11 protein-coding genes are annotated in these 10,886 nt (G+C 71.1%); 4 read left to right on the top strand and 7 right to left on the bottom strand.

The window, feature by feature from the left end; genetic code table 11:
* Positions 1–179 (top strand): zinc-binding dehydrogenase (locus tag AB0M80_RS43945; protein ID WP_364576496.1); only part of this gene is annotated, 179 nt, incomplete at its 5' end.
* Here the strand turns inward: AB0M80_RS43945 and AB0M80_RS43940 are convergent.
* Entirely contained in the window at positions 160–1,614 is a 1,455-nt protein-coding gene (locus tag AB0M80_RS43940; RefSeq protein WP_364576495.1) for a carboxylesterase family protein, read from the bottom strand. The genes AB0M80_RS43945 and AB0M80_RS43940 overlap by 20 nt on opposite strands.
* Before the next feature lie 25 nt (positions 1,615–1,639).
* Positions 1,640–2,545, bottom strand: coding sequence for an MBL fold metallo-hydrolase (locus AB0M80_RS43935; RefSeq protein ID WP_364576494.1), 906 nt, complete (start codon positions 2,543–2,545; stop codon positions 1,640–1,642).
* A gap of 101 nt (positions 2,546–2,646) precedes the next feature.
* Here AB0M80_RS43935 and AB0M80_RS43930 point away from each other — a divergent pair, with 101 nt between their 5' ends.
* Both AB0M80_RS43930 and AB0M80_RS43925 read left to right on the top strand, forming a co-directional pair.
* Positions 2,647–3,561, top strand: a complete 915-nt coding sequence (locus tag AB0M80_RS43930) for a helix-turn-helix transcriptional regulator (protein ID WP_364576493.1) — start codon at positions 2,647–2,649, stop codon at positions 3,559–3,561.
* 122 nt (positions 3,562–3,683) lie between these two features.
* The gene (locus AB0M80_RS43925) at positions 3,684–4,451 is read left to right on the top strand and encodes a phosphatase PAP2 family protein (protein WP_364576492.1); all 768 of its coding nucleotides are present in this window, start codon (positions 3,684–3,686) and stop codon (positions 4,449–4,451) included.
* Here AB0M80_RS43925 and AB0M80_RS43920 read toward each other — a convergent pair.
* The 4 genes from AB0M80_RS43920 to AB0M80_RS43905 form a co-directional block, all read right to left on the bottom strand.
* Entirely contained in the window at positions 4,358–6,541 is a 2,184-nt protein-coding gene (locus AB0M80_RS43920) for a hypothetical protein (RefSeq protein WP_364576491.1), read from the bottom strand. The two genes, AB0M80_RS43925 and AB0M80_RS43920, sit on opposite strands and share 94 nt — an antisense overlap.
* A 44-nt stretch (positions 6,542–6,585) precedes the next feature.
* Positions 6,586–6,951, bottom strand: coding sequence for a hypothetical protein (locus AB0M80_RS43915; RefSeq protein ID WP_364576490.1), 366 nt, complete (start codon positions 6,949–6,951; stop codon positions 6,586–6,588).
* 69 nt (positions 6,952–7,020) lie between these two features.
* Positions 7,021–7,167, bottom strand: coding sequence for a hypothetical protein (locus AB0M80_RS43910; RefSeq protein WP_364576489.1), 147 nt, complete (start codon positions 7,165–7,167; stop codon positions 7,021–7,023).
* A 108-nt stretch (positions 7,168–7,275) separates the two neighbouring features.
* Complete coding sequence (locus AB0M80_RS43905; RefSeq protein ID WP_364576488.1) at positions 7,276–8,745, bottom strand: RICIN domain-containing protein; 1,470 nt, start codon at positions 8,743–8,745, stop codon at positions 7,276–7,278.
* A 454-nt stretch (positions 8,746–9,199) separates the two neighbouring features.
* Between AB0M80_RS43905 and AB0M80_RS43900 the strand changes: the two genes are divergently transcribed.
* On the top strand, positions 9,200–10,762 hold the full coding sequence (locus AB0M80_RS43900) for a long-chain-fatty-acid--CoA ligase (RefSeq protein ID WP_364576487.1): 1,563 nt from the start codon (positions 9,200–9,202) through the stop codon (positions 10,760–10,762).
* 43 nt (positions 10,763–10,805) lie between these two features.
* Here the strand turns inward: AB0M80_RS43900 and AB0M80_RS43895 are convergent.
* Positions 10,806–10,886: M15 family metallopeptidase (locus tag AB0M80_RS43895; RefSeq protein WP_364566638.1), on the bottom strand; the 81-nt coding region annotated here is incomplete at its 5' end.

Below are 10,886 nucleotides of genomic sequence, written 5' to 3'. Positions count from 1 at the left end.
GCATCGACCTGTTCGTCCGCAGCAACGCCGACCAACTGGCCGACCTGGTGGCACTCGTCGACGGTGGCGAGCTGCGCGTCGAGGTCACCGAACGAGTGCCGCTGCCCGAACTGGCCACCCTGCACACCCGCGCCACCGACGGCACCCTGCACGGCAAGGTCATCGTCCTCCCCGCCTGACACCGAGCGGCTCCGCCATGGATCGGTGCGGCTCGTACGCGGCCCAGCCCGGGTCCCCGGTGCCGGCGAACGCGACCCAGGCGGCGTGCACCCGGGCCGCGAGGCCGCCTGGGGCGGGGCCGGGGCCGAGCAGGCCGGTGTCACCGTGCAGCCACGGCTGGTCGGCGAGGTCGAAGACGAAGGGCAGCTCGACGGTGTGGGCGGCGCCGAGTCGTCCGTTCAAGGCCGTCGAGCGACAGCCGAACGAGTAGACGTGGGTGCGGCCACCCGAGATCTGGGCGTGGGCTCGGGCCATGCGGGCCGTACCGGCCCCGAACAGGGCCTCCCCGAGCACCGCGGAGCGCAGCTCGCCCGGTGTCGCGTTCGGCAGTGCCGCGCGGTGCGCGGCGATCTCGGCTCCCGGGTCCGCCGACACCTTGGCGGCGATGGCGAGCACGTCTGCGTTCGTGGAAGATTCCAGGTTGCCCTGCGGCACGAGGTAGAGGTGCCCCTCTTCGGTGTTGGTGCCGATCAGCAGGTCGACGTCGCGGGCCGGGCCGTCGGCGAGACCGTCGGCGGGCTGGACCGCGAGGACCAGGCTGAACGGGCTGAGGCCGGCCAGCGGGTCCGCGGCGGTGCTGGTGCGCAGATCGAGCCCGGCCAGTGCGGGCAGGATCTCCAGGAAGCGCTCGTCCGGGATCGCGGCGAACGCTTCGGCGGTCGGTTCGACGCCCAGCGCGGCAGCCGCCGCGGCGGTGACCCGGTGCGCCTGTTCCGGGGTGAAGGCGCCGGTGCCGCTGCCGCTCTGGATGATCGCCCGCCGGAACAGGCCGTCGGCCTCCGGCGTCGCGAGCAGCGCTCCGACGAGCGTGCCGCCCGCGGACTGGCCGAAGATCGTGACGTTGTCCGGGTCGCCGCCGAACGCCGCGATCGTGGCGCGCACCCAGCCGAGCGCGGCGAGCACGTCGAGCAGCCCGCGGTTGGGCGGAGCGCCCTCCAGGTCGAGGAAACCGGGGACACCGAGGCGGTAGTTCACCGTCACGAGGACGACGCCGTCGCGGGCGAACGCGCTGCCGTCGTAGAGCGCGGCGCGGGTCGAGCCGGTGACGAATCCGCCGCCGTGCACGAAAACCATGACGGGTCGCCGGCCGCTGTCGGTGGCAGGCGTGCGGACGTCGACGGTCAGGTAGTCCTCGCCCCGGACCCAGCCCGGCCCGAAGTAGGGCGTCATGTCGAGCCGGCCGAAGTCGCGGACCGGCTGGGGCGCGGTGGGCGAAGGCTGCGTGCCGTCACGGACGCCGGACCAGCCCGGGTGCGGCGCGGGCGGGGCGAACCGGCGGGCGCCGATCGGTGCGGCCGCGTAGGGAATGGCACGGTAGAACTCACCGGAGCCGTCACGGACGCCGCGCACGGCGCCCGCCGGGGTTTCGACGACCGGGTCGGTGTACTGGGTCACGGGAAACGCTTCCTTTCCTGGAGTATCAGGAGATGCGGGAGAAGGCCGCCCACTCCTTGATCGCGAACTTCGACCCGGTGCGCTCGACTTCCGCGGCACCCCGGCCGCCGAAGTGCGCGGGGAAAACCAGCGCGTTGTTCTCGGCGGCGTGGCCGAGCAGCTTGTGCCGGGTGGCCCGTGACTCGGCCGGGGCCTCGCAAAAGCAGGAGTTGGTGTCCGGCTCGGCGATCTGCAGCGCGGTGTGCACCAGGTCCCCGACGAACAGGGCCCGATCGCCGCCGGACTCCAAGGCGAGCACGGACGAGCCGGGGGTGTGCCCGGGAGCGAGCTCGAGCCGCAGGTTCTTGTCGATCCGGTACGACCCCTCCCACAGCCGGGTCAGGCCGGCCTGGTGGACCGGCGTGACGCTGTCCTCGAAGACGTTCTGGTTCCCGCGGCCCAGCACGGACTCGTGCTCGTTGGCCGGGTCCCAGAACTCGAAGTCCCGCCGCGTCATCAGGTACGTGGCGTTCGGGAAGGTCGGCACCCAGGTCCGGCCGTCGAGCCGGGTGTTCCAGCCGACGTGGTCGACGTGCAGGTGCGTGTTGACCACGATGTCGACGTCCTCGGGCCGCACCCCGGCGGCGGCGAGGTGGCCGAGGTAGCCCGTGTCCAGCCGGCTCCACACCGGCGAGTACGGCCGGTCCTTGTGGTTGCCCACGCCGGTGTCGACGAGGATCGTGCGCCCCTCGCTGCGCAGCAGCCAGGACTGGATCGCCGAGTGGCACTCGTCCGTCTCGGGGTTCCAGAAGTCGGGGGCCAGCCAGCCACGGTGCTCGTCCCACGAGCCGCCGGGACTGTCCGGGAAGAACTCGCCCGGGGTCAGCTCGACCGAGCCGTAGAACTCCTTGATGCGGGTGACGGTGACCTCGCCGAGGGTGATCTGCTCCATGGCACCGAGCCTGGGCACTCGGGCGCACCCGGACCACTCCCCCGTTTTCCTACCCCGCGCAGGGTGTGGCTGGGAGCGGCGGGGCCCCGGATACTGGGGGCATGGACGGACCTGGCCCACTCGGCGACTTCCTGCGGGCCAGACGGACGCTGTTGCGACCGGAAAACGTCGGCCTGCGCGAGGTCGGGCCCCGCAGGCGGGTGGCCGGGCTCCGGCGCGAGGAACTGGCCCAGCTGGCGGGTGTCAGCGTCTCGTACTACACGAGGCTGGAGCAGGGGCTGTCCCGCGGGGCCTCGGCCGAGGTGCTCGAGGCGATCGCCCGCGCCCTGCTGCTCGACGACCACGAGCGCGAGCACCTCGACCGGCTCGCCGGGACCGCCCGCCGCGCTCCCCGCCCGCGCCGCCCCCGGCCCGAGAAGCTCGCCGACGAGACGCGGGACCTCCTGCGCGCCGTGGACGGCGTCCCGGCGCTGGTGCTCGGCCGGCGTACGGACGTGCTGGCGTGGAACCCCCTCGGCCACGCCTTGCTGGCCGGCCACCTGGACTTCCCCAGCCCGGACAACCCGGCGGTGCGGCCGAACACGAGCCGGATGCTGTTCCTCGACCCGCACTGCCGGGAGCTGTACACGGACTGGAAGCGCAAGGCCCGCGCGGTGGTCGGCAACCTGCGGATCACCGTCGGCAAGCACCCGCAGGACCCCCTCCTCGCGGAGCTGATCGGCGAACTGACGATGAAGAGCCCCGAGTTCGTCGCGCTCTGGGGCGACCACCGCGTGGCACCGTGCGACGCCGCGTCCTACGAACTGCACCACCCCGTCGTCGGCACGGTGACCGTGACACAGCAGACGCTTTCGATCGCCCGCTCACCGGAACAGGTGCTGATCGTGTGCACGACCCCCACCGGCTCCCCCTCCGAGGAGGCTCTCGCCCTACTCCGGCAGACGAGCAGCGGCCACACGCCGTACGCGGACGACGTCGGTGCTCCCATGCGGACACTCCGCCAGGCCGAAGGGTGACCACCATGAACCACCGCCCGTGAATTCGCACGGTGGCAAGCTATGGTGACCGCGTGCCTTCGCCGCCGGACGGCAGACCCCGATGTCCTCGGCCGACCGCCGAGGACGCCCACGAGCCCGCTGTGGCCGCTCCCGGACGCCCGAGCCTGATCGCGCGGACCCGGGCGAGCGCGCTCTTCCGGGGCGCCGGCGGGCGCCCCGGTGTGCTCGTCGAGCTGATCTTCCTGCTGCTCTGGTTCCTGCTCTTCACCCGTCTCGACGCCGCCGTGGGCAAAGACTTCGCGGCCGCCACCGCCAACGCGCTGACCCTCCAAGCCACGGAACACGCGATGCACATCGACATCGAGCGGAGCGCGAACGGGTGGCTGACCGGGAATCCGGTCCTCAGCCGACTGGCGGTGTACCTGTACCGGTCGTACTACCTGGTGATCGCCGGCACCCTGCTGTGGGTGTTCGTCCGGCACGCCGGGGTCTACCGCAAGGTCCGCCGGACGATGGTCGCGATGATGGCTCTCGTCCTGCCGGTCTACTGGGCGGTGCCGATGTCGCCGCCGCGTTTTGCCCTGCCGGGTGCCGTCGACATCGTGGCCGGGTACGACATCCTGGACCGGGCCTCCCGGCACAGCTGGACGCATCCCGGCCACCACACGGCGATGCCCAGCATGCACGTGGGCTGGTCGCTGTGGTGCGCGTACGCCGTGTGGTCCGCGCTCCGGGACACGCATCCACGCCTGGCGCTGCTGTCGTGGTCGTTCCCGCTGCTCATGGCGGCGGACGTGCTCGCCACGGGGAACCACTACGTTCTCGACATCGTGGGCAGCATCGCGCTGCTGGCCGTCTCCATCGTCGCCGTGTCGGTGTGGGGCCGGCTGGCGGAGCTGCGCGACTGAAGGCGCAGCGGCACCGGCCACGTCCGGTCCCGGGAGGACGTCAGCCACCGGGCGGGCACCAGGGATCCGCGGTCCGCCCGGTGGCCGCCCCGCAGAAGCCCTGGATCCGCCCATCGACTTCCCCGCCCTCGACCCGCAGCACCGCGACCGGCTTTCCCTCGGGAACGTTCCGGCCGATGTCGCCTCCGTAGTCGATCGTCCCGGTGACGCCTTCGATGAACTTGTTCGTCTGCCGCTCGTCCGGCGCCGACGTGTGGATGGCCGTGATCTCCCGCCAGATCCCGCCGGGCGTCACCGGGATGTTCGCCGCTGTTTCGCGCAGGTACGCCGTCGCCGTGATCATCACCTGGGCCGCGTCGTAGGCCAACGCCGCGTGTCCGTCCAGCGAACGTCCCTGCGCCGTCTGCTCGAAGCGGAACATCTGGTCCAGTGCCGAATAGAAGTCCCGGGCCACCCCCTTCGGCTCCGTCACCGGCTCGGTCGCGAACGACAGGTAGTAATAGGGCAACGCGCGGTTCCGCTGCCGTTCCACCTGATCGGCCACGTACCGCGTGACATCGTCGTCGCCGAGGATCACCGCCCGGCCCGCACACTGCACCGCGCCACTGGCGAACTGGCCGAAGTCCGGTACGCCGCGGGCCGCGAAGAAGACGAACCCGTCGCCGCCGCCCCGGGAGCGTCCCGGCGAACGCGGCCGCCACCGCCGCCTCGCACCGGTTCTGCGGCGTGACCTGGAAGTACATCGGATTCTGATCGGTCAGCCTGTTCGCCGACAACGTCGAGGCCACCATCGGAATACCGGCGTCCGTCAACGCCTGGATGGTCTGCCGGGTCGGCTCACTGCTCAGGTCGAGCCCCACGACGCCGACGATGCTCCGATCCTGCTCCGCGAGTTCGCGAAGCTGCTTCGCGACCCGCACACCCTCACGCATCCCGCGGCCGGCGTTCGCGATCAGGATCCGCACGATCGGATCCGAAGCCGCCGGCGCGCTCAGCTGCCGCCGCTGCGCGACCGCGAACCCTTCCAGGGACTCGCGTTCGGTGGTGAGCCCGTCGACGGTCCCGCTCGACGACGTCAACGCCTCCAGCGCCACCAGCGTGATGAACGGCCGCTCCGGATGGGCCGCGTGCAGCGTCTCGGCCTGGTGGTTCTGCTCGAGGATCACCTTCTCCACCTGGCGGGTGGTGTCGTCCGACGGCTGGAACAGGTCGAACGACCCGTCGGTCATCCCGACGCACTGGCTGCCGGTGCTGATCAGCCACTCGCTGTCGGTCCCGCAGTGGTCGGCCAGCGTGCTCCGGTGCCGACCGACCACCGCGGTCGTCGCGAGCGCGATCACCAGCAGCGGCACGCCGATCCGCGTCCACCGGGTCGCCCACCACGGAGCCCGGCCTTGCCGCGACGTCAGCTGGTAGGCGTCGCCGAGCGCGTCGCGCTGCCGCCGCGACTCCTCCAGCACCGCCTCCGACTCCGGATCGTCGATCCCGATCGGCAGGTACCTGGCCGTGTCCCGCCGCGCCCGCCGGTCGTCCCGCAGCTCGTTCTGCCACGCCAGGTAGGCCTCGCCCGAGTGCTTCGCCCGGTACTTCGGGCGGCCCTTCCGCGGCGTCGCGTCCGGTGGCGCGGCCTCGCTGGCGCTCAGCACCAGCAGCGGGTCGAACAGCCCGACCTGGTTGCGGACCGCGTTGATCAGCTCCAGCACCCGGTACCCGCCGTTGCCGGTGGTGACGCCGTCGAGCATCAGCACCGGGTACGTCATCCGGCGCCGCCGCCAGAACTGCCACGACCGCAACCGGTAGGCCCGCCGCAGATCCTCCAAGAAGGCGTTCACCAGCAGCCGCGAGACGTACTCCGGTGCCTTCTTCTGCCACTCCCCGTCGGTGAGCCGCCGGGCGAACCGCGGGAAGCTGCCGGACATCTCCGGGGCGAGGTGCGGCTGCCGCGTGAACCACCGGTACTGCCCCGACAGCACCGGCACCCGCCCGGTGACCGCGAGCCGGAACGTCACCGCCGTCACCGCGCGCAGCAGCAGCAACGGCACCTTCCACAACAGCTTGTCGTCGGGGAGTTTGTCGTCGACGTTCTGCATCGTCGAGCGGAAGCGTTCGGCCAGGCCGATCTTCTGGATCCGGCTCAGCAGCGTCCGGTCCGGGTTCGCCTCGTCGCCGACGATCGACGGCCGAGGTCGAGGTCGAGGTCGGCGTGCCGGACGCCGTCCGGGCGCGCCTCCTCCAGCAGCCGCCGGAATTCCGGCAGCACCCCGGCACAGGACCGCGGCCGCACCAGGCAGACCATCGGCAGCCCGCGGCGCCCGGACCGTTCCTGCTGGTAGCCGGGTTTCCAGGTGACGCCGACCTCGTCCAGTTCCCGCGGCCGGTCCCCGATCCTCGGCCGGCGGTACAGCGCCCCGATCAGCCGGACCAGCCGGTCGGCCCCTTCGAAGGCCAGTGGATCGGTTTCGTCCGGCTGTCGCCGGCCGGTTTCGGTCGTCGTGGCCATGGCGCAGTCTCCCCCTCCGCCGTCGAACACCGGGCCCGCATTTTTACCCGCGCGGGCCCGACCGGTCACTCAGCCCGGCAGGCTCGACGGACCGGAGGGGGACCTCACCTGTTCGACCACGCCACATCGAGCCCAGTGCTCGGTGAAGTTGCCGGCGCCGGCCTCCAGCGGGTCCGGATTGGACAGTCGCTCGTCGCCGATCCCCGGCGACAGCATGATCTGCTGTTCCCGCCGCTGAGCGGATCCCGACCGGCTGACATCACCGGATGGCCGCGGACCGGGCCGTACTACCAGGGCGGCCGGTCCTCACCGGCCGCACCACGATCAGGAGACCGTCCACACCTGGCTCGAGGCACCCGTTCCGCCGAGCTGGGCCACCGGCGCACCACTCGCGGTCGAGGACCCGCTCACCCCGATCACGAGGCCGCTGTTGACGTTCACCAGGACGTACTGGCTGCCGGTGAGGCTGCCCACCAGATCCGCCGCCCACTGCTGACCGGCGGCGCCGGTGCAGGTCCACTGCTGCAGCTGGATCCCGTTCGCCGTGGACTGGTCGGGTACGTCGAGGCACAGTCCACTGTTGACGTTGACCATCGTGAAGACGTTGTCGGCGACCTCGGTCAACCGCCACTGCTGGTTGGTACCGCCGTGCGCGGGCCACTGGATGATCTTGCCGCCGGTGGCGGTGGAGGCGCCCGAGGCGTCCAGCACCATCGCACTGCCGGCGTTCCTCAGCACGTGCGTCGTGGCGCTGGGCAGCCCCGAATTCGCCGACCACGTTCCCGCGGCGGCGTCGAGGTTCCAGCTCGGGTATTGGCCGAGGTTGACCGTCGTACCGCGGATGGTGAGCGGCAGCCAGATCAGCGGCGAATTGCCCATGGCGTTGCCCGTCCAGCGGTCACCGGCGTAGATGTAGGTGGTCGCCGCGCTGCCCTGGACCGTGATGATGTTCGCGGTCTGGCTGTTGTAGGTGTTCGTGCCGGGCGCCGCGAAGTTGCGGAACGCCGACCACGGTCCGGCGAGCGACGTCGCGGTCGCGTACACGTTGTCGTTGGTGGCCCACCCGGTCAGGTGGGACGCCAGCAGGTAGTACGTCCCGCCGACCTTGAGCACGGCCGGGGACTCGTAGTTCGGCAACGTCGTCACCGCACTCGCCACCGACGTGTAGTCCGCGGACAGCCGGTAGATGCGGAGGCTGCGGCCGGCGTTCTCGCTCAGCAGGTAGGCGGTCCCGTCGGTGTCCTGGAACAAGCCGATGTCGCGGCTCTGGTTGCCCAGCGGCTGGAAGCTCCCCCGGTAGCTGTACGGGCCGCAGGGCGTGGGGCTGGTCGCCACCCCGACCCGCTGGTCGGAGTAGCTCGTGTTGTCGATGTGCAGGTACATCACGTACATCCGGGTGGCGGCGTTGTAGAGAACCTTGGGCCGCTCGACGATGCGGTTCGGTCCGAGGTCACCACTCCCCTGTTTCGCCAGGGCGATCCCCTGGTGGGTCCAGTTCGCCAGATCGGTCGACGTGTAGCAGGGGATGTCCTGGAAGGCGGTGTTGGCCGTGGTCTGACCGGTCTTGTCCTCGCCGAAGCCGTACCAGGTGTCACCGACCCGGACGATGCCCAGGCCGTGCAGCTGCAGCGCGCGGCCGGCGGTGTCGGTACGCGTGGCTCCGAGGGTGAACGTGTTCGTCGCTCCGAGCGCCTGCCCCGCGGGCACCAGAACGCCGGCCAGGACGGTGATCAGGACGACGAGCAGCGCGAGCGGCCTGGTCGCCGGTTTCCTCGGTTGCGGTGAGCCGGACATCCGGGCTCCTCTCCATTCCCTCGGCGGTGCGTCAGCGTGCGGAGAAGTCCTGGTTTCGGATTTCGTCCTCATCGACCCTCCTGCGGTATCGGCAGCCGGGTGGCTCACGGAGCATCGAACCGGTTCGCGCGATGGTTCGGCCGAATAGTACGAACCCCGTCGGCAGCAGGTCAACGACGTCTTGTTCCCACCGGTCGCGAGGATCGCTCGCCGGTCGCCGAACAGGGCGGCAAGCGCCGTAACTCTCTTACGCTGCCCCGAAAACCAACGTAGTCGGACGGTCGGTTCCCGGCAGCAAAGTCGTGCGGGACCTGAAACTTACACTGCAGAGGCACGTCGTCGAATCGGTTCGAAACCGTCGGACACCGGCACCACGCCGTGGACCCCAGCGCGGCCACCGTGGTAGAACTAGAACCTGTTCCACTTCTGCCCGCCGGCGCTGGGAGGTGCGCGGATGAGCGTCCCGACGGTGACCGAGCTCCTGCTGGCCCGCGCCGAGGACGAGCGGCCGGGCCTGCGGTTCGAGGACGAGACGTGTTCGTGGGCCGAACACGTCCGGGCTTCGGCCCGCCGCGCGGCCGACCTCCGGGAGACGTTGCGCGGGGACCGACCGCCGCACGTCGGCATCCTGGCCGATAACGTACCGGCCTTCTCCGTCCTCTTGGGCGCCTGCGCGTTCGCCGGGGCGGTACTGGTCGGGCTCAACCCCACCCGGCGCGGCGCCGCCCTCGCGCGGGACATCCGGCTCGCCGACTGCCAGTTCGTGCTCGCCGAGCGGAAGTACCAGCCGCTGCTGAAGGGACTGGACCTCGGCGGAATCGGCGTCCGGGACCTGGAATCGTGGCCGACGGCGAACGCGCCGATCGATCCCGTCCCCGCGTCGGCGGACGACCTGCTGATGCTGATCTTCACCTCCGGCACCAGCGGCGACCCGAAAGCCGTGCGCTGCACCCACGGCAAGATCGCGTTTCCCGGCGCGATGCTCGCCCAGCGCTTCGGACTGTCCACATCGGACACAATTTACGTCACGATGCCGATGTTCCACTCCAACGCCATCATGGCCGGCTGGGCGGTCGGGCTCGCGGCGGGCGCGGGCCTTGCCCTGCGCCGCCGGTTCTCCGCCTCCGGTTTCCTCCCCGACGTGCGGAAGTTCGGCGCGACCTACGCCAACTACGTCGGCAAACCACTGTCCTACGTCCTCGCCACTCCCCCACGTCCGGACGACGCGGACAACCCCCTTCGCCTCGTCTACGGGAACGAAGGCGCGAGCGCCGACCTGGCCGCGTTCGAGAAACGGTTCGGCTGCAAGGTCGTCGACGCGTTCGGCTCCACCGAGGGCGGAGTGGGTTTCGCCCGCACCGACGACACACCGCCCGGCTCACTCGGCCGGCCGGCCGGTGACGTGGCCATCCTGCACCCGCACACCGGCCGTCCGTGCCCACCGGCCGAGTTCGGTCCCGACGGCCACCTGAGCAACGCCGGGGAAGCCGTCGGCGAACTGGTCAACACCGCGGGCGCCGGCTGGTTCGCCGGGTACTACCGCGATCCCGAGGCCGACGCGGAACGGCTGCGCGGCGGGCAGTTCCACACCGGCGACCTCGCCTACGCCGACGCCGACGGATTCTGCTACTTCGCCGGGCGGCTCGGCGACTGGCTCCGCGTCGACGGGGAGAACCTCGGCACCGCGCCGATCGAGCGGATCCTGCTGCGGCACCCCGCGATCACCGACACCGCCGTCTACGCGGTGCCCGACCCGGTCACCGGCGACCAGGTGATGGCCGCCATCGTCACCGACGGCACACCCCTGGCCCCGGAGGACTTCGGCCGTTTCCTCGCCGGTCAGCCCGATCTCGGGCCCAAGCAGGTGCCCAAGTACGTGCGCACGGTCCGGGAACTGCCGCGGACATCGACGTTCAAGGTCGTCAAACGACGGCTGTCCGCCGAGGGCCTGAACTGCCCCGACGTCATTTGGGAACGTGCGGGGCAGGACATCGCCTACACGGTTCCGTCGCGTTGACCCTGGGTGCGACGGACCGCGTCGGCGGTTTTTCGGGCTGGTGTCAGGGCTTCTCGAAGTGCTGGTAGTCGATCGGGGTGTCCCAGGAGCCGCCCCAGGTCCAGCTGCGGGTGGTGAACGCCTG

Origin of the sequence: Amycolatopsis sp. NPDC051045 (genome assembly GCF_040682955.1) — a bacterium.
Classification (GTDB): Bacteria; Actinomycetota; Actinomycetes; order Mycobacteriales; family Pseudonocardiaceae; genus Amycolatopsis.
The sequence above is the reverse complement of the archived record's forward strand: the minus strand, read 5'-3'. Positions and strand labels throughout refer to the sequence as shown.

Bases quoted from the DNA above. Each gene is read 5' to 3' on its own strand.
- AB0M80_RS43935 (WP_364576494.1), bottom strand. From the start codon at position 2,545: ATGGAGCAGATCACCCTCGGCGAGGTCACCGTCACCCGCATCAAGGAG.
- AB0M80_RS43930 (WP_364576493.1), top strand. From the start codon at position 2,647: ATGGACGGACCTGGCCCACTCGGCGACTTCCTGCGGGCCAGACGGACG.
- AB0M80_RS43920 (WP_364576491.1), bottom strand. From the start codon at position 6,541: ATGCAGAACGTCGACGACAAACTCCCCGACGACAAGCTGTTGTGGAAG.
- AB0M80_RS43915 (WP_364576490.1), bottom strand. From the start codon at position 6,951: ATGGCCACGACGACCGAAACCGGCCGGCGACAGCCGGACGAAACCGAT.
- AB0M80_RS43910 (WP_364576489.1), bottom strand. From the start codon at position 7,167: ATGCTGTCGCCGGGGATCGGCGACGAGCGACTGTCCAATCCGGACCCG.
- AB0M80_RS43905 (WP_364576488.1), bottom strand. From the start codon at position 8,745: ATGTCCGGCTCACCGCAACCGAGGAAACCGGCGACCAGGCCGCTCGCG.
- AB0M80_RS43900 (WP_364576487.1), top strand. From the start codon at position 9,200: ATGAGCGTCCCGACGGTGACCGAGCTCCTGCTGGCCCGCGCCGAGGAC.